The 19,317-nt window shown below is 45.2% G+C and carries 17 protein-coding genes and 1 riboswitch; of the genes, 15 read left to right on the forward strand and 2 right to left on the reverse strand.

What is annotated here, in order from left to right:
• Positions 1–97 precede the first annotated feature (97 nt).
• Positions 98–1,405, forward strand: coding sequence for a PepSY-associated TM helix domain-containing protein (locus B9A91_RS14705; protein ID WP_084239778.1), 1,308 nt, complete (start codon positions 98–100; stop codon positions 1,403–1,405).
• 42 nt (positions 1,406–1,447) lie between these two features.
• Here B9A91_RS14705 and B9A91_RS14710 read toward each other — a convergent pair whose 3' ends face one another.
• Both B9A91_RS14710 and B9A91_RS14715 read right to left on the reverse strand, forming a co-directional pair.
• Positions 1,448–1,870 carry a c-type cytochrome gene (locus tag B9A91_RS14710; RefSeq protein ID WP_084239779.1) on the reverse strand — a complete coding sequence of 141 codons (423 nt, stop codon included), beginning with the start codon at positions 1,868–1,870 and terminating at the stop codon, positions 1,448–1,450.
• Between the two features lie 3 nt (positions 1,871–1,873).
• Entirely contained in the window at positions 1,874–2,527 is a 654-nt protein-coding gene (locus B9A91_RS14715) for an SCO family protein (protein ID WP_084239780.1), read from the reverse strand.
• 195 nt (positions 2,528–2,722) lie between these two features.
• On the opposite strand from B9A91_RS14715, the gene B9A91_RS24250 reads away from it, so the two are divergent.
• The 14 genes from B9A91_RS24250 (at position 2,723) to B9A91_RS14785 (ending at position 19,270) form a co-directional block, all read left to right on the forward strand.
• The gene (locus B9A91_RS24250; protein WP_200815667.1) at positions 2,723–3,676 is read left to right on the forward strand and encodes a hypothetical protein; all 954 of its coding nucleotides are present in this window, start codon (positions 2,723–2,725) and stop codon (positions 3,674–3,676) included.
• 20 nt (positions 3,677–3,696) lie between these two features.
• Complete coding sequence (locus tag B9A91_RS14725) at positions 3,697–5,043, forward strand: sigma-54-dependent transcriptional regulator (protein WP_084239781.1); 1,347 nt, start codon at positions 3,697–3,699, stop codon at positions 5,041–5,043.
• Between the two features lie 86 nt (positions 5,044–5,129).
• Entirely contained in the window at positions 5,130–5,666 is a 537-nt protein-coding gene (locus B9A91_RS14730; protein WP_084239782.1) for a pyridoxamine 5'-phosphate oxidase family protein, read from the forward strand.
• A gap of 262 nt (positions 5,667–5,928) precedes the next feature.
• Positions 5,929–6,006, forward strand: a complete 78-nt coding sequence (locus B9A91_RS24600; RefSeq protein ID WP_084240239.1) for a potassium-transporting ATPase subunit F — start codon at positions 5,929–5,931, stop codon at positions 6,004–6,006.
• A 10-nt stretch (positions 6,007–6,016) separates the two neighbouring features.
• A complete protein-coding gene (gene kdpA / locus B9A91_RS14740; protein ID WP_084240240.1) occupies positions 6,017–7,735 on the forward strand; it encodes a potassium-transporting ATPase subunit KdpA in 1,719 nt (572 codons plus the stop codon).
• A 9-nt stretch (positions 7,736–7,744) separates the two neighbouring features.
• On the forward strand, positions 7,745–9,775 hold the full coding sequence (kdpB, locus tag B9A91_RS14745; protein ID WP_084239783.1) for a potassium-transporting ATPase subunit KdpB: 2,031 nt from the start codon (positions 7,745–7,747) through the stop codon (positions 9,773–9,775).
• A 12-nt stretch (positions 9,776–9,787) separates the two neighbouring features.
• A complete protein-coding gene (locus tag B9A91_RS14750) occupies positions 9,788–10,354 on the forward strand; it encodes a K(+)-transporting ATPase subunit C (RefSeq protein ID WP_084239784.1) in 567 nt (188 codons plus the stop codon).
• Positions 10,355–10,362: 8 nt separating this feature from the next.
• Entirely contained in the window at positions 10,363–11,433 is a 1,071-nt protein-coding gene (locus B9A91_RS14755) for a porin (protein WP_084239785.1), read from the forward strand.
• A gap of 124 nt (positions 11,434–11,557) precedes the next feature.
• Complete coding sequence (locus B9A91_RS14760) at positions 11,558–12,688, forward strand: sensor protein KdpD (RefSeq protein ID WP_084240241.1); 1,131 nt, start codon at positions 11,558–11,560, stop codon at positions 12,686–12,688.
• Positions 12,689–12,723: 35 nt separating this feature from the next.
• Positions 12,724–14,478: a HAMP domain-containing sensor histidine kinase gene (locus tag B9A91_RS14765; RefSeq protein ID WP_084239786.1), complete on the forward strand. Its 1,755-nt coding sequence runs from the start codon at positions 12,724–12,726 to the stop codon at positions 14,476–14,478.
• Between the two features lie 59 nt (positions 14,479–14,537).
• Positions 14,538–14,729: riboswitch (cobalamin riboswitch) on the forward strand.
• A gap of 182 nt (positions 14,730–14,911) precedes the next feature.
• Entirely contained in the window at positions 14,912–17,230 is a 2,319-nt protein-coding gene (metE, locus tag B9A91_RS14770; RefSeq protein ID WP_084239787.1) for a 5-methyltetrahydropteroyltriglutamate--homocysteine S-methyltransferase, read from the forward strand.
• 53 nt (positions 17,231–17,283) lie between these two features.
• Entirely contained in the window at positions 17,284–18,288 is a 1,005-nt protein-coding gene (locus tag B9A91_RS14775) for a beta-ketoacyl-ACP synthase III (protein ID WP_084240242.1), read from the forward strand.
• A gap of 149 nt (positions 18,289–18,437) precedes the next feature.
• On the forward strand, positions 18,438–18,827 hold the full coding sequence (locus tag B9A91_RS14780; protein ID WP_084239788.1) for an acyl-CoA thioesterase: 390 nt from the start codon (positions 18,438–18,440) through the stop codon (positions 18,825–18,827).
• Between the two features lie 71 nt (positions 18,828–18,898).
• Positions 18,899–19,270, forward strand: a complete 372-nt coding sequence (locus B9A91_RS14785) for a hypothetical protein (protein WP_084239789.1) — start codon at positions 18,899–18,901, stop codon at positions 19,268–19,270.
• Positions 19,271–19,317: the final 47 nt, after the last annotated feature.

Below are 19,317 nucleotides of genomic sequence, written 5' to 3' on the forward strand. Positions count from 1 at the left end.
GTAAGTGTTGCGCTTAGGCTAACATTTGCTTTATTTTGCGACTTAATTATATTCAATCTAAATAAATACATCGATCTATATTCAAATCAATCGTCAGATGGTACCGGCAAACAAAAACACCCCAGCAAAAAAGAAGAGCAAGGATTCTCTTTTTACAAGGATCAACAAATGGCTCCACCTATGGTTGGGGCTTGCATCGGGCATCATTGTACTGATTGTATGTTTAACAGGCTGTATCTGGGTATTTAACGACGAGATTGAAGGTTTACTGGAACCTGAAACCAAGGTAGAACGACAGGATAAACCTGTAATCACCCCTGCACAGTTATCGGCCCTTGTCGCCCGGGATTATCCAGATAAGCTTCCTGCCTATGCCAGTTACCAGCAGGGGCGTACCGTCAATCTGAACCTGAGAGACAAGGTGGAGAAAAAAGAAAAAGGCGAACGCGGCGGCGGTAGAAGGGGTGGCGGCGTTACCCTTAAGATCAACCCCTATACCGGTGAGGTTATCAGTAAGGAAGTACTTAAAAAAGGGGAAACGGATTTCTTTAGGTTTATCTTAAACGGGCACAGGTTCCTTTGGATGCCCTACGAAATTGGCAGGCCGATTGTAAATTATGGAACCCTGGTTTTTGTGGTGCTGCTCATTACAGGTCTGATCTGGTGGTACCCAAAAAAATGGAACAAATCTACCCGCGATAAAAGCTTCAAGATTAAATGGGGTGCATCTTTTAAACGGGTAAACCTAGACCTGCACAACGTGCTGGGTTTCTATTCGCTGCTTTTCCTGCTGGCCATCGCACTTACCGGAATGGTATATGGCATCAAGTGGTACAGCGAAGGATTGTACTGGGTAACTTCGGGAGGAGAAAAGCTAAGGGAATTTAAACGTATGGAGTCTGACTCCCTGCAGCTCAATAAACATTATACTCCTGAAGTAGCTATGGACCTGGCCTGGAACAAGGTAATTGCAAAACACCCCAAATCTCAGGGCTTTTATTACAATTTTCCGGATACTGCCAAGGCTAAAGCTATCATTGCCATTACCGTGTATCCAACAGCGGGGCAATTTTACAACAGCAAAGGCTATACTTTCGACCAGCACACGCTGGCCGAACTTAAAAGAGAGGATGCATATGCCGTAGATTACGCAGATGCAAGCGCTGCGGTAAAGCTCCGTAAAATGAATTATGATATCCATGTAGGTAGCATCCTTGGTTTTCCAGGTAAAGTGCTGGCATTTCTGGCCTCTTTGATCGGGGCCAGCTTGCCCATCACTGGTTTTCTGATCTGGTACGGACGGAAGTTTAAAAAGAAGAAAAAGCCTGCAGGACAGGACAAGCCTTTGCAAAGGGCAGCGAAGAAAGGAGCAACAGCTAAGCCGGAAATGGCCGAAAGCTTATAAAAAAGAGGGAGATTTTTAATCTCCCTCTTTTTTATAAATAGATTACTTGCACTTTTTTAATGCAGCCTCCACTTCTTCCTGGGTATACATGCCCTGCTTATTTCCAAAAGAATTGCTGATGTAAACCAGTAACTGGGCAATATCAATAGGATGCAGTACAGCAAAATCAGGCATGGTACCTTCATACACCTGTCCTCCTACGGTAATGGGCTCCTTAATTCCGTTTTTGATAAAACATGCCAGTTTCTGTCGGTTTTGCTTTAAAAAGATGGTGTCTGTAAGCGGAGGTGTCAAAGTACCCAGGCCCTCGCCATTGCTGCCATGGCAATTCTGGCAATGTTTGATGTACAGATCCCGGCCGTTCACATAATAAACATCCTGCTTTACCTGGGCTGCGTCCTGACAGGAAAATACAATAAGACCAATGGAAAGCAGGAATAAAGTGCCTGTAAAGTACCTGCGCATAGCCTACTTTTTATATTCTGCCAGTAAAACAGGAATGTCTTTGATCAATTTGGCAACATCCTCGGTTTTTGTGCCATCATAGGCACCACGAAGGCGTTTTTGTTTGTCTATCAATACCAGCCAGCCCTGGTGGATATAGCCGTCCCTGTTGGTAGCATCTTCGGCTACGGCAACCAGGTAATTTTTTTCTGCGATGCTGTACACACTGTCTTTTGTACCCCATACAAATTGCCATTTGCCATTGTCGACACCCAGCTTCTGCGCATATTTCTTTAGTACAGATGGTTTATCGTATTTAAAATCAATGGTGTGCGAAAGGTACATCACATCCGGGTTGTCCTTAAACTTATCGAATATGGTTTTCATGTTGCGGTGCATGGTAGGGCAGATGCTACTGCAGGAAGTAAAAAAGAAATCGGCAATATAGATCTTATCCTTAAAATTATCGTTGGTGACATATACACTGTCCTGGTTTAAAAAACGGAATACCGGGATGGTCTGGTAAACCGTATCTACGCGGCTTGTACCATCGGCATTCTTAACCGTTTCTGCAGCCCTGGGGCCTAGTATAGGCAGTTTTTTTGCGTCCTGACAGGCAGAAAGCAGTAAAACAGGTATAATTAAAAAACGCAGTGGAAAGAAAAATTTTAATTTCATGATGTAGTGTTGTTGGACCATGGGCAAAGGTAACTAAAATGAAATTAACCCTTCCGTTTTGATAAGGTCTGCTATTGCCATAAAATGGTCATGAAATAAATAAAAGACGTTTTATAGGTGTAGGTAGCGCTTTTTAGTCCAAGGAACGAAACAGGCATAGGTTTTGAAAACCCTGCTGGAAAATTGAATTTAATCATGGACAATCAAATGATATTTGTTCGCATAGCGAATACAGACGACACCAGGTATGCACAGGAAATTGTGGAGGAGACTGCAGCCTCGGCCATAGCGAGGGGTTCGGGCATTGCTAAACGGAGTGTTGAAAGTGTTATAGAAAAAATGAAGAATGGAAAAGCGGTTATTGCGGTTACCGGCACAGGAGAATGGGTAGGTTTCTCTTATTTTGAGCTTTGGGAGAATAACGCCTTTGTGTCTAATTCCGGATTAATCGTTGCGCCCCGGTTTAGGAATGCCGGGGTGGCCAGAGCAATAAAAGAGCGAATATTCCGCATGTCGCGCCGCATGTATCCGGAGGCCAGGATCTTCAGTATTACCTCTGGTGCTGCAATTATGAAGCTGAACAGCGAGCTTGGCTTTGAGCCCGTTAGCTTTGCCGAGATTACGCATGACGAAGGTTTTTGGGAAGGCTGCAAAAGCTGTGTAAATTACAATATCCTGGAAAACAAGCAGAAATGCAACTGCCTGTGCACAGCCATGCTTTTTGATCCGCATAAACAAGATGGAATTGCACCAAAAAACAGGAACAATGAGCAGCAGCTGCTGGTACTGGATTGTGTGGCTTACCCCCGCAATAGCCTGGTGCCTTTTGCAGCGGGCACAAATGCCTTATGTACAGCTTTGAACGACATCAAATGGTTTTCGGAATATGTTTTTCCTATTGAAAGAAACCTTCCCAATCCGGTAAGAATGGAAGTTACTGAAATTCATACCGGATTATATGAACCTGAACCGGCCAGGCAATGTCGCTTTACGGTAGAGATCCATTACGATCACAGTTATAGCGAAAAAGAAATTTTAAACACCGTAAAGAATCATACCCGCTGTAAATTCACGCTAAGGGCAAAAGCGCTTAATTTTGAGCTGGCAGAGGAAAGCACGCAACTCTGCTTTGTCTCGAATAATTATTAATATTGTTGAAATTTTAAGCCATGCAGTATACCGTTCTAATTATAGATGATGAAAAGAAGATCAGCAGCCTGCTGGCAAGGATCATAGAACTGGAAGGTTTCAGGGTTTTTCAGGCTGCTACGGGAAAGGAGGGGCTTAAAACCCTGGCCCTGCAGGATGTATATGTGGTGCTCAGCGATGTAAAACTGCCCGACATTAATGGGGTTGAACTGGTTAAAGAGATCAAAAAAGTAAAGCCTTATGTGGAGGTAATTAACCTTACTGCGTTTGGCACCATTGCCGATGGGGTAATGGCCATGCGCAACGGGGCTTTTGACTACATCACCAAAGGCGATGACAACGACAAAATCATTCCGCTGGTATATAAAGCCTTGGACAAGGCAAAACTACAGTACAGGGTAAATGAGCTTGAAAACAAGGTAGTTAAAAAGTATAGCTTTGAGGGCATACTCGGACAATCCAAGGCCATATTGGCTGCGGTAGACCTGGCACGAAAGGTTGCCTTAACAGATACGACCGTGTTGCTGCTGGGCGAAACGGGTACCGGAAAGGAAGTCTTTGCGCAGGCCATACATTATGAAAGCCCCAGAAAAATGAAACCCTTTGTAGCAGTAAACTGTAGTGGTTTTAGTAACGAACTATTGGAAAGTGAGCTTTTCGGCCATAAACAGGGCGCCTTTACCGGGGCTGTTAAAGATAAAAAAGGCCTGTTCGAAGAAGCCAATGAAGGTACCATTTTTCTGGACGAGATCGGGGAGATGAACCTTGACCTGCAAGCCAAATTGCTGAGGGTATTAGAAAACCAGACTTTTATAAAAGTAGGAGATACGCAGACCACCCGGATAAATGTACGGATAATAGCAGCTACCAACAGGGACCTGAAAACAGAAGCAGAGGCGGGAAAATTCAGGCTCGACCTCTATTACCGACTTTCTGTATTTGCTATAGAACTACCGCCTTTGGCACAGCGCAGGGCCGATATATTGCCGATTGCCAGGCATTACCTGAAGGAGTTCTCGGCAAAGGTTAACAAGCCAGATTTTAAGATGGAAGAGAGCTTTGCAGCACTTTTAACCAAACACGCCTGGAAAGGTAACATCAGGGAACTGAAAAACGTGATGGAACGTGTAGCCATTCTGGCGGATGGGCAGGAACTCAGTGGCAGCCTGCTACCTTATGAGTTTCATACAGGCGGACAAATTTCTGAAACGGATGCCTTAAAAATGGAAACTGTAGAAAAACAGCATATCGTTAAAGTACTGAAATACACCCGTGGCAACAAAACAGAAACCGCAAGACTGCTGGGTATTGGCCTGACTACCCTGTACCGGAAAATTGAAGAATTGAAAATAAATACAGGAATCTGAAAATTTTTATTTGCCGGGAAAGAACAGAAACATTCCCCTGCATTGCCTGTTTAATAAGGACATCAAAATTACTAAATTTTATTCCTATGAACAGCATCAATAAGAATCAACCGGAAGACACTACAGAAAACTTAAGTCACGAAGAGGCCGTTAAAAAAATCAAAGACCTGATTGAACAGGCTGAAACCTGTTTTTTTTGTACAGAACCGGCTTCAGGGCCTTCGGGTGGCGTAAGGCCTATGACCATTCAACAGGTCGATGAGGAAGGAAATTTGTGGATCATCAGTGCAAATGATAGCCATGTTAATGCTGAAATTGCAATGGATTCGAGAGTGAAGCTTTATTTTCAGGGTTCAAAACATTCAGATTATCTGTACCTTACTGCCGAAGCCAGTATTCATGACGATAAGGCAAAAATCAAAGAACTGTGGAGCCCTTTTCTGAAAGTATGGTTTACCGAGGGTGAAAACGATCCCCGTATTTCGCTCCTGAAAATAGTTCCATCGGCCGGGTATTACTGGGACAACAAGCATGGGAACCTTGTAGCAGGTGTTAAAATGCTGATCGGTACCGCAATCGGCAAAACCCTTGATGACTCCATAGAAGGACAGATCAGGATATAGTACCTGGTTTCCTGATTCCTTTCATAATGATAAAAACCCTTCCATTTTGGAAGGGTTTTTTGTTTGTTAGGTTTTTCTGTTTTCTTTTTAATATCTGATTATCAGTTTGTTGTGGTGTTTTGTGTCCTTGTGGTATGCCAATTGGCTATAGCCATTTAAAAACGACACAATTATGTTAACAATCCTTTTACTCCTTGCCCTGCTCATATTATGCTGGGTGTTTTACAAATCAATCGACTGGTTCGAAAAAATCTGAGAAGCTATGATCGCATTATTCCTTATCGCTATTGCCGTATTCATTTACATGATCTACGTGCTGATTAAACCTGAAAAATTTTAATTACAACATGATGAACACTGAATTACTTGGAATTGTTGCTACGTACCTGCTTACGCTGGTTATCGCTATTCCGCTGGGTAAATACCTGGCAAAAGTTTTTGCCGGGGAACGGGTCTGGACAGATTTCCTGAAACCTGTTGAAAACAGCATATTTAAATTGTCGGGTATCAACCCCAAAGAAGAAATGAACTGGAAGCAGCACATGAAAGCCCTGCTGACCATCAACCTGGTTTGGCTGGTGTATGGCTTTTTTGTATTGATGTACCAGGATAAACTACCCCTGAACCCTGATGGTATCCCGGGCATGAGTCCTGATCTGTCATTTAATACGATCATTAGCTTCGTGGTGAACTGTAACCTGCAGCATTATTCGGGCGAATCTGGCGTGACTTACCTTACCCAGCACTTTGTACTGATGTTCCTGCAGTTTGTAAGCTGTGCTACAGGCATAGCCGCTGCAGTGGTGTTCTTTAAAGCCTTTAGAGATAAAACAGCCGTTAAACTGGGCAACTTCTGGGATTTCTTTGTGAAATCCATCACCCGTTTGCTTTTGCCTTTGTCGCTCATCATCGCACTGATCCTGGCCTTTAATGGTACGCCAACAAGCTATGAAGGCAAAGATCAGTTTGTTTCGGTACAGGGCGATACGGTAAATGTATCGCGTGGCCCGGCTGCAGGCTTTATTGCCATAAAGCACCTGGGTACAAATGGTGGCGGATGGTTTGGTGCCAACTCCACACATCCGCTGGAAAACCCGAATTACCTGACCGCAATGGTAGAACTGATGGCACAGGTAGTCATCCCCATTGCCATGGTCATTGCCTTTGGTTATTTCATCAGGCGTAAAAAGCTGGCATGGACCATATTTGGTGTAATGACCATTGGTATGCTGCTGCTGCTCATCCCCATGATCAGCAGTGAACTGGGAGGGAACCCTGCCCTTAACAAAATGGGTATCTCGCAAGCAAGCGGGGCAATGGAAGGTAAGGAAGTTCGTTTTGGTCCGGCACTTTCGGCCTACTGGAGCACGGTAACCACCATCATTTCTACCGGTTCGGTGAACAGCATGCACGACAGTACCATGCCGCTGAGCGGTACCTGGCAGCTGCTCGGTATGATGATCAACTCCTTTTACGGTGGCTGTGGGGTAGGAATGCTAAACTATTTCATTTATCTGATCATTGCGGTATTTATTTCCGGATTGATGGTGGGCCGTACGCCCGAATTTTTAGGACATAAGGTAGAGGCCCGGGAAATCAAAATTGCAGCACTCATTACCCTGCTAAGCCCCTTCCTGATCTTATCGGGTACGGCAATAGCCAGTTATGTATTTACCAGTTACGCCGATGCCGCCTGGGCGGTGCAACCTAAAAACTGGCTGAACAACCCAGGTTTCCATGGCTTTTCAGAAATGCTGTATGAGGTAACCTCTTCCAACGCCAATAACGGCTCCGGCTTCGAAGGCCTGGGCGATAACAATGTGTTCTGGAACGTGCTTACAGGTTTTGTACTGATGCTGGGCCGTTTCCTGCCCATCATTGGCCCCATTGCCATTGCCGGTTTGCTGGGTGCTAAAAAGTATATTCCTGAATCGGCTGGTACATTGAAAACAGATACACTCACTTTCAGCCTGATGACCTTTGCCGTGATCATTGTGTTAAACGCACTTTCTTATTTCCCTGCCCTGGCCCTGGGCCCGCTGGCAGAATACTTTACCATGCTTAAATAAAACAGAACAATGAAAACTTCCAATAAATTATTTGAACCCGCTTTAGTGCAGACTGCATTAAAACAATCCTTTATCAAGCTGGATCCAAGGGTGATGGTACGTAACCCCGTTATGTTCACGGTCGAAATTGGCACCCTCATCATGGCCTATGTTACCGTTTATTCGATGAGCAATGCCGGACAGGGTTCGCCTTTATATAACTTCTTTATTTTCCTGATCTTACTGCTTACCGTACTTTTTGCCAATTTTGCCGAAGCCATTGCCGAGGCACGTGGTAAGGCACAAGCCGATAGTTTAAGAAAGACAAGGGAAGAAACACCTGCAAAGGTATTGCTGGACCGCGGAACCATCGAGGTCCGCTCCTCCAGTCAGCTTAAAAAGGGCGATGTATTTGTTTGTGAAGCCGGTGATACCATTCCAACAGATGGAGAGATCATTGAAGGTATTGCCACCATTGACGAATCGGCCATCACAGGTGAGTCTGCACCGGTGATTCGCGAATCGGGTGGCGATAAATCCTCCGTAACCGGGGGCACAAAAGTTTTGTCAGACCATATCAAAGTGCAGGTAAGCACCCAGCCAGGCGAAAGCTTTCTGGATAAAATGATTGCGCTGGTAGAAGGTGCATCACGCCAGAAAACACCAAACGAGATTGCCCTGACTATTCTATTGGCCAGCTTTACCCTGGTATTCATCATTGTATGTGTAACCTTAAAACCGTTTGCCGACTATGCCAATACGCCCATCACCATAGCAGCTTTGATTTCACTGTTTGTCTGCTTAATCCCTACCACCATCGGCGGACTGCTCTCGGCCATTGGTATTGCCGGGATGGACAGGGCACTGCGTGCCAATGTGATCACTAAATCTGGTAAAGCAGTGGAAACTGCCGGAGATATTGATGTATTGCTGCTCGACAAGACGGGTACCATAACCATCGGTAACCGTAAGGCCACCAACTTTTACCCGACTACAGGGGTCATGATCAAAAATTTTATGGATGCCTGCGTATTGAGCTCACTGGCTGATGAGACCCCTGAAGGCAAATCGATCCTGGAGCTGGCAGCAGTACAGGACAGCCATACCATGACCCAGGCACCAGAAGGCTCGAAGTTCATCAAATTTACCGCCGAAACACGGTCCAGCGGCATAGATACCCCCGATGGCAACCGTATCCGCAAAGGAGCCTTCGATGCCATCAGGAACATCGTTTTAAAGGCTGGAAACCCTTTCCCTATGGATATTGAAGACCAGGTAAAGGCCATTGCCGGCAACGGGGGCACGCCTTTGGTGGTGGCGCAGAATGAGCAGGCCCTGGGGGTAATAGAGCTGCAGGATATCATTAAACCGGGCATCAGCGAGCGTTTTGAACGTTTGCGTAAAATGGGTGTAAAAACGGTGATGGTAACCGGGGACAACCCCTTAACTGCCAGGTTTATTGCCGAAAAAGCCGGTGTTGATGATTTCATTGCGGAGGCCAAACCGGAAGATAAAATGAATTACATCAAAGAAGAACAGGCCCAGGGTAAACTGGTGGCCATGATGGGCGATGGTACCAATGACGCACCGGCCCTGGCGCAAGCGGATGTAGGCGTGGCCATGAACAGCGGAACCCAGGCAGCCAAAGAGGCAGGTAATATGGTTGACCTGGATAACGACCCGACCAAACTGATCGAGATCGTGGAGATCGGCAAGCAACTGCTGATTACCCGCGGTACCTTGACCACCTTTTCCATTGCCAACGACGTAGCCAAGTACTTTGCTATTGTTCCGGCCCTGTTCATTGCTGCTATCCCTGCTTTGCAGCACCTCAACATCATGGCACTGCATAGTCCGGAAAGCGCCATATTATCGGCAGTGATCTTTAACGCCATCATCATTCCTTTTCTTATTCCGCTGGCCCTGAAAGGGGTGGCCTATAAACCCATAGGCGCTAGTGCCCTGCTGCGCAGGAACCTGTTGATTTATGGTTTGGGGGGAGTAATAGTGCCTTTTATAGGCATCAAGCTGATCGATTTATTTGTTGGGTTATTCGTTTAAAAAATAGAAATCATGAAAAAGTACCTGTTACAATCTATACGCCTTACCGCAGTGCTGCTGTTACTGCTCTGCGTAATATATCCTTTAATTGTTGCCTTTGCCGGAGGTTTCTCCAAAGGCAATGGCGGGGGCGAAAAAATCATTAAAAATGGAAAAGTGGTTGGTTATGCTTTACTGGGGCAGTCGTTCAGCAAGCCGGAATATTTCTGGGGCAGGCCATCGGCGGTGGGTTACAACGCCGCAGGATCTGCCGGCTCAAATAAGGGCCCCTCAAATCCTGATTACCTGAAAGATGTTGCCGGCAGGATAGATACCCTGCTAAAGTACCATCCTTATCTGAAAAAAGCAGATATCCCGGCCGACCTGGTTACCGCTTCCGGCAGTGGGCTGGACCCGGATATATCTGAACAGGCTGCCCTCATCCAGATCAAAAGAGTGGCTGCCGCACGTGGCATCAGCGACAGGGCAGTAGCCGAACTTGTCGTAAAAAATACAGAAGGACCTTTGCTGGGCATGTTCGGGCCCTCATCTGTAAATGTGCTGAAATTAAACCTTGCCCTTGACGAATTAAAAAAATAAAAAATATCATGAAGAAACTCTTAACATTAGCAGTAGCCCTTTCAACAGGATCAATTTTGTACGCACAAGAAAGCCCTCAAATTAAAGTATCGGGCTACCTTGAAACTTATTACGGATACGATTTTAACAAGCCTGCCCATAACAACCGCCCTGGTTTTATCTACTCACATAACCGTCACAATGAGGTAAACCTGAATCTGGGCTTCATTAAAGGAAGCTTCGACAACGGGAGCATCAGGGCAAACCTGGCCGTAATGGCGGGTACCTATACCAATGCCAACCTGGCTGCAGAGCCTGGTGTACTTAAAAATATTTATGAGGCCAATGCGGGTGTAAAGCTTTCTAAAGCAGCCAATTTATGGCTGGATGCGGGGGTTTTCGCTTCGCACATCGGTTTTGAAAGTGCGGTATCAAAGGATTGCTGGGTGCTTACCAGGAACATCTCCTCAGAAAATACGCCTTATTATGAATCGGGTGCCAAACTGGGTTATACGACCAGTGATGGAAAATTTGCAGCTGTATTGCTCTATCTGAACGGCTGGCAGCGCATTAACCGGCAGAACGGAAACAGTAAGCCGGCAGGTGGTGTACAACTCACCTGGAAGCCTGCAGCTCAGATTACGGTCAACTACAGCAATTATCTGGGCACAGAAGGTATAGATTCGGTGCGGGTAACCCGGTTTTATCACAATTTGTATGGCATATTCCAGCTTACAGATAGGTTTGGCCTAACCTTAGGTCTGGATTATGGTACACAGCAAAAAGAAAAGGGAAGTTCAGGGCACAATGAGGTCTTTTCACCGGTGGCCATAGCACAGTATATTTTTGCCGATAAATGGAAAGTGGCCGGAAGGGTAGAACATTACCACGATAAGAGCGGCGTTTTTATAGCCACAGGGACTTTAAACGGTTTTAAAACTACAGGTTATTCTTTAAATGTAGACTATGCACCCATCAGCAATGCTGTTGTAAGGCTTGAAGGAAAACTGTACGACAGCAAGGATAAAATATTTGTAAAAAATGAGAACCCGGTAAATACAAATGCGGCCCTCACTGCCAGTATTGCCATTTCTTTTTAAGCTTTAGTTTTTACAGGGCTGGCGCTGGTGTGGCTGGTCCTGTATTAATTTTGATAAATGAAATGAATAAAAAATTATGGTACCTTATCCCTGAAGCGTACATCATTATAAAATGGTAAAGGTAATGGAAGAAGAAAATAAATCCGGCTCTGTACGAAAATTCCTGGACCTGGTAAAAAAATCCAGAAGAGGAAAATTTAAGGTCTACATAGGCATGAGCGCCGGTGTGGGCAAAACCTATCGTATGCTGCAGGAAGCCCATGCCTTGCTGAAAAACGGGATCGACATAAAGATCGGGTATATAGAAACCCATAACCGCGTCGAAACACATGCATTGCTGAGCGGGATTCCGCTGATCCCCAGAAGAAAGCTGTTTTATAAAGGCAAGGAACTGGAAGAAATGGACCTGAATGCCATTCTTAGCCTGCACCCCGAAGTGGTTATTGTGGATGAACTTGCGCATAGCAATGTGGAGGGCAGTAAAAATACCAAACGCTGGCAGGATGTAGTGGATATACTGGAGGCGGGTATCAGTGTGATCTCTGCCGTTAACATCCAGCACCTGGAAAGCATGAACGAGGAGATCGAAAAGATCACCGGGATACCGATTACCGAAAGGATCCCTGACAAGATACTGGAACTTGCCGATGAGATTGTAAATATAGACTTAACTGCCGATGAGCTGATAGACCGTTTAAAAGAAGGGAAAATTTACGATCAGACTAAAATTGAACGGGCTTTAGGCAACTTCTTTCAATCCGACAGGATTTTACAGCTGCGTGAGCTGGCCCTGAAAGAGGTGGCCCATCACCTGGAAAGAAAGATCAGCCTGGAAATCCCCAAACAGATCAAGTTACGCCCTGAGCGCTTTATGGCCTGCATTTCAACCAACAATACCACCGCTAAAATTGTGATCCGCAAAACGGCCAGACTGGCATCGTATTACCATTCGCCCTGGATTGTTTTGTATGTGCAGAACAGCCATGAAAGTGGCGACAGGGTAAAACTCGACCTTCAAAGGCACCTGATCAATAATTTTAAACTGGCCACTGAGCTGGGGGCAGAGGTAATTAAGGTAAAAAGCAACCAGATTACGCAAACGATATTAAAGGTGGCGGAAGAAAAGGAGATCACAACAATATGTATCGGAAAGCCACATTTAAATTTATTCCAGATTATAATGAGAACTGCAATTTTTAACCAACTTTTGCGAAGTATTTCGTCGACCGAAACGGACCTGGTGATTTTGAGCTAGGTACTTAACAATGAAAACAATAAAAAATTAAGATCATGAAGATAAAAACAAAACTTCGCCTCGGATTTGGATTCCTGTTCGTGGTGATCCTCTTTTTTGGAGGCATTTCTTTATACTACATGAATGAAATCTCCAAAAGATCGAAGGTTATTCTTAAAGACAATTATGAAACGCTGAACTATACCAGTGAGATGCGTGCCATACTGGATGGGAACGGACTTCCCTTACCGGCAAAAGCTATGGCGGCTTTCGATGAGCAGCTGGCACTTGAAGGAAAGAATGTTACAGAAGCAGGTGAGGGCAAGGCTGTAGCAGCTCTGAAATCTGCTTACACACTTATGGTGAATCCGGCAGTTTCCCTCAGCGAAAAACAAGAGGCTTTAAATAAGGTTAGATGGCAGTTAAAGCACATCGACGATTTGAACATGAATGCTATTGTAAGGAAAAATTCGGCTGCTCAGGCTTCGATAGAGCGGGCAGCGATGTATGTGATCTTTGCAGCTTCGGTGTGTTTCCTGATCCTGTTTTCATTTATTGTGAACTTCCCTGGTTTTGTGGCCAACCCGCTGCGCGAATTTGCTGATGCGATCCGCGAGATCAGCCGGAAAAATTATAAACAGCGACTGGAATTTAAAGGCTCTGATGAATTTTCGGAACTGGCAGCCTCTTTTAACCTGATGGCCACCGAACTGAACAAATGGGAGAGCAGTAACCTGGCCAAAATACAATCGGAAAAGCTAAGGATTGAGACCATTATAGAGCAGATGCAGGATGCCATTATCGGGTTAAATGAAAAACAGGAGGTCCTTTTCATGAACAGGGTAGCGGCACAGCTGATGAACTTTGAGCAGCAGCAGGTATTGGGTATGGATGCCATGGAACTGCGGAAAAAGAACGACCTCCTAAACCGCATTTTACAGGAAAATGGGGCAGATAAACCCATGAAAATTTATGCCGATCATAAAGAATCCTATTTCCAGCTTGAACGCAGGGAAATAATAGTACCCAATTATGATGATAATGGCGACAATGCAGTGCTGCAAACCGGCAAAGCCGCGGGACAGGTTTATATCCTTAAAAATATTACCCAGTTTAAAGAACTGGATGAGGCCAAGACCAATTTTATCGCTACCGTATCACATGAGCTGAAAACCCCTATTTCTTCTATTAAAATGAGCTTAAAACTGATGGACGATGAAAGGGTGGGTGCCATGAATGCCGAGCAGAAAGAACTGGTACAGCACATCAGGGAAGATTGCGGTCGCCTGTTAAAGATCACTAGTGAACTGCTTGACCTTGCACAGGTAGAAACCGGGAACCTGCAGCTGAACTTTGTAAAATCTGATCCCCGCAAAATCGCCATTTATGCCATGGATGCTGTAAGGTTCCAGGCCGAGCAGAAATCTATAGAACTGGAACTGGTTTCGAAGAACAACCTTCCTCATGTCAATGTAGATATAGAAAAAACAGCCTGGGTACTGGTCAACTTTTTATCAAATGCACTGCGCTACAGTCCTGAAAAATCAAAGGTCATTGTACAGGTTATTGAAAATGCCGGTGCCATAGAGTTTTCGGTCCGCGATTTTGGGAAGGGGATTGAAGAACAGTATCAGAAACGTTTGTTCGATAAGTACTTCCAGGTGCCAACGGATGGCAATAATAAATCAGGGTCGGGCCTCGGACTGGCCATCTCCAAAGATTTTATTACCGCCGAAGAGGGTAATATATGGGTAGAGAGTGCATTGGGAGAGGGCAGTAAATTTTGTTTTTCATTACCTATAGCATCCTGATGGCTTCTTATAATCAGTTTTTTAGCTTACCTTTGCAGGGATAAGTTCTTTAATTATTTCTTTCATCAACCGGTAATGGTTTTACTTAATTGTAGATTAATAGGGAATCGTGTGTAAATCACGAACTGTCGCGCAACTGTAAGTAACACAAAGAGTTTTTACCCTTAGCATATCCACTGTTCCCCCTGGGGAATGGGAAGGATGGTAAAAATGTTACAAGTCAGGAGACCTGCCCTTACCGAATTGACATTGCTTTCGCGGTTTGAAGCAGAGGTTTTTTGGTGTCAGTCTTTGGTTACTCCCGTCATATTGACGCCAGGAGCTGTTTCCTGCTTAGGCTACATCCATTTTCCTTCTTTTTACTATCGCATCAGCATTGAGATTTCAGCAAAGAGCTTTTAACTGATTTTTTCATCAATTAAAAAGCAAGAAAATGCTAACAAACAATCTGGGCTACCCGCGCATTGGTAGCAAAAGAGAACTCAAAAAAGCCTGCGAGCAATATTGGTCAGGTAATTCTTCTATCCAAAGCCTGGTGCAAACTGGAAGGGACATCCGTAAACACAACTGGGAACTGCAAAAAGCCGCCGGGATTGACCTCATCCCATCCAACGATTTTTCGTATTACGACCAGGTGCTGGACCTTTCGCTCACTGTAGGCGCTATCCCTAAGCGTTACCATGAGGTGATCCTGAACAAGGGCAATTCTGAACTCGACCTGTATTTTGCAATGGCCAGGGGGTATCAGAAAGATGGACTGGACATTACTGCCATGGAAATGACCAAATGGTTTGACACCAATTACCATTACATTGTTCCGGAGTTTACAAAAGACCAGCAGTTTAAACTGTTTTCAACTAAAATCCTGGATGAATACAATGAGGCCAAAAGGCTGGGCATTAATACCAAACCGGTTATTATTGGCCCTGTTTCCTATTTGCTGCTGGGCAAGGAGAAAGAAAGTGGTTTTGAGCGCGTAGATCTGGTAAAAAATCTGCTTCCGGTATACCTGGAAATCCTCAGAAAACTGGAAGAACAACACGTGGAATGGGTACAGTTTGATGAGCCTTTTCTGGCCCTGGACCTTACAGGAAAAGACAAGGCAGCTTATGCTTACGTTTACGCCGAGATCAAAAAGCAGTTCCCCAAGCTGAAAATTTTACTGGCTACCTATTTTGGTGCGTTAAAGGAAAATACAGCACTTGCGGCCTCCCTGCCGGTACAAGCCATACACATAGACCTGGTACGCAGTCCGGAGCAGCTTGAAACTGTACTGGCCGATCTGCCAGATCAGATGAAACTTTCATTGGGACTGGTTGACGGACGTAATATCTGGAAGAATGATTTCAAGGCCAGCTTGTCATTAATTGAAACAGCATTGGATAGGGTAAAGGAAAACAGGTTGATTATCGGTTCGTCCTGCTCCCTGATCCATTCGCCATGCGACCTGGAGCTGGAAAACAATGATAAAGTCCTGACCCCCGAAATTAAGCAATGGCTTTCTTTTGCCCGGCAAAAGCTGGATGAAATAGTTAGCTTGAAGCAAATTGCTGCCAACTACCCCTCAGCAGCTGCTAAATTAAAAGAAAATGAAGCAGCACATCAAAGCAGGAAAACATCGGCCCTGATTCATAAAGCTTTTGTAAAGGAGCGGCTGGCAGCAATTTCAGTAAAAGACGATCAGCGCGGTAATCCCTTTGCCCTGCGCCAGAAATTGCAACAGGAGGCATTGGGACTGCCGTTGTTTCCTACAACAACCATAGGTTCTTTTCCGCAGACATCAGAGGTGCGCAGCTGGAGGGCCAGGTATAAAAAAGGAGAGCTGAGCCTTGCTGAATATGATGCACTGATTGAAAAGGAAACTGAAGAAACCATCCGTTTTCAGGAAGAAGCTGGGATTGACGTATTGGTACATGGCGAATTTGAACGCAACGATATGGTAGAGTACTTTGGGGAGCAGCTGGCCGGCTTTACCTTTACCAAAAATGGCTGGGTACAAAGCTATGGCAGCCGCTGTGTAAAACCACCGGTAATTTATGGGGATGTTTACCGTCCGGAGCCTATGACGGTACGCTGGTCGGCTTATGCACAATCGCTCAGCAAAAAATGGGTAAAAGGTATGCTTACCGGCCCTGTTACCATACTGCAATGGTCCTTTGTTCGTAACGACCAGCCCAGATCTGAAACCTGCACGCAGATTGCATTTGCCATCCGGGACGAGGTGAACGACCTGGAAAAAGCGGGAATTAAGATCATTCAGATTGATGAGCCCGCCATCCGGGAAGGCCTGCCGCTGCGCAAGTCCGATTGGCAGGAATACCTGCAATGGGCGGTCAAGGCTTTCCGTATTTCTGCAAGCGGGGTGAAAGACGATACCCAGATCCATACACACATGTGTTATTCGGAGTTTAACGACATCATTCAGCACATTGCCGATATGGATGCAGACGTGATCACCATAGAATGCTCGCGTTCCCAAATGGAATTGTTGGATGCATTTGCTGATTTTAAGTATCCGAATGAGATCGGTCCGGGTGTTTACGATATCCATTCTCCACGCGTACCCGCTAAAGAAGAAATGGTTGCCTTACTGGAAAAGGCCAGATCGGTTATCCCTGCGGCACAGCTGTGGGTAAACCCTGATTGCGGCTTAAAGACCAGGCACTGGGCTGAAACAAAAAAAGCTTTAACAGAAATGGTAGCTGCTGCAAAAGTACTGCGGGAATCTGTGGAAGAAGCTGTAACTTTGTAAAAAAAGAGGCAGGCGGTATGCCTGCCTTCTTTTACAGAATTACGTACGCACAAATGAGAATAAGGAAAAATGCGGTGATTACCGCGGTTGGGGGTTATGTTCCGGATACGGTTTTAAGTAACCATGACCTCGAAAAAATGGTGGATACCAATAATGAATGGATTGTTGCCAGGACCGGGATAAAGGAGAGAAGGATTGTGAACGACCCTGAAATTGCAACCTCAGATATGGCGACTTACGCCCTTAAAAGACTGATGGAAGACGGTAATGTGAGTCCGGACGAAATTGATTGCGTGATCGTGTCTACCTCTACACCAGATTATGTAATGGTGAGCACGGGTAGCATGGTGTGTGAGAAGGCGGGGCTAAAAAATGCCTGGGGTATTGATACCAATGCTGCCTGCAGTGGTTTTTTATATGCCCTTACGCTCGGTGCCAGCATGATTGAAAGCGGCCGTTGTAAAAAAGTAGTCGTGATCGGGGCCGATAAAAACAGCTCAATTGTAAACTATACAGACCGCAATACCTGCATCCTTTTTGGAGATGGTGCCGGCGCAGTTTTACTGGAGCAGACCGAAGAGCCGGTAGGCTTAATGGACAGCTTTTTCAGAACAGATGGCTCTGGTAAAGAAAATCTGATCGTTACTGCCGGGGGCTCTAAATTCCCGGCTTCACAGGCTACGCTCGATGATAAACTGCATTATGTGCGTCAGGATGGCCGCGTGGTATTTAAGGCTGCCATTCAGGGTATGACAGATACCTGCAATGAGGTGCTGAAATCGAACGACCTGGTGAGTTCACAGATCGACCACCTGATTCCGCACCAGGCAAACCTAAGGATTATTCAATCTGTAGGAGAATACCTGGGTTTATCTGCCGAACAGGTTAAAGTAAACATTCATCGTTATGGAAATACCACCGCTGCCACTATTCCGTTGTGCCTATGGGATTTTAGAGATGATTTTAAATACGGTGATAAAATGATATTGACTGCATTTGGCGCTGGTTTCTCCTGGGGGGCAACTTACCTGAAGTGGGGCACACTCAGAGAGAAGTAGAAATTAACCGTTCTCTTCTGAGGCCGGAACAAGTGGCGCGAAAAGCACCAATTATTCCTATGCCTCTTCAGAGAAGGTAAATTTCTTGTTATTGCATGGCTTGCTCAGCATTTGCCGGCCGGTCAGTCAGTATCACAACAAAATACTAAATGACAATAGAAGATAAAATACAGGAATCCGAGACCCGGATTTTTAAAGCAGTTTTTCCAAATACAACCAACCATTATGATACGCTGTTCGGTGGCACGGCCATGCACATGATGGATGAAGTGGCCTTTATTACCGCGACCAGGTTTAGCAGACAGCGTATGGTTACGGTAAGCAGCGACAGGATAGATTTCAATAAGCCGATTCCTGCAGGTACCATTGTAGAGCTCATTGGCAGGGTAAGCCACATTGGCAATACCAGTTTGAAGGTAAAGGTAGAGATCTATATCGAACAAATGTATTCAGACATCAGAGAAAAAGCCGTAACCGGCGAATTCTCTTTTGTGGCCATAGATGAGCATAAGAAGCCTGTTCCTGTTTTCAGGGGATAGGCTTCCCTTTTTTAGGAATTCTTTTACTTTTATAAGGAATCATCCGTCATGATGCTTACCTTTGCAGCAAAATGCTGTTGAAACCACTTTCCATATTGCTTTTATTTAGTTTGCTCAGTGCAAATTGCAGCAATCTGTTCGTCTATCTCGGTTTCGAAGCCAATCGGAATTACATTGCCAAAGAGCTGTGTATCAATAGGGATAAGCCCGAGATGCATTGTAATGGGAAGTGCTATCTGATGAAAAAGCTGAAACAGGCCCAGGAGAAAGAGGAAAAACAGGAACGATCTTCGCAAAAAGTACAGATACAGGATGCGGTTGTGTTTCAGAAATTGGTTTGTACTTCGCCTGTTAAGCACCTGAGGCCTTCAAGGGCAGCAGAAATCCCTTTTGCTTTGCCAAGGCACTCGGCTGCGATATTTCATCCGCCAAAGGAAAATTAACCGTTCTCTTCTGAGGCTGGAACAAATGGCGCGAAGAGCGCCAATTA

The organism is Pedobacter africanus (assembly GCF_900176535.1).
Taxonomy (GTDB): Bacteria; Bacteroidota; Bacteroidia; order Sphingobacteriales; family Sphingobacteriaceae; genus Pedobacter; species Pedobacter africanus.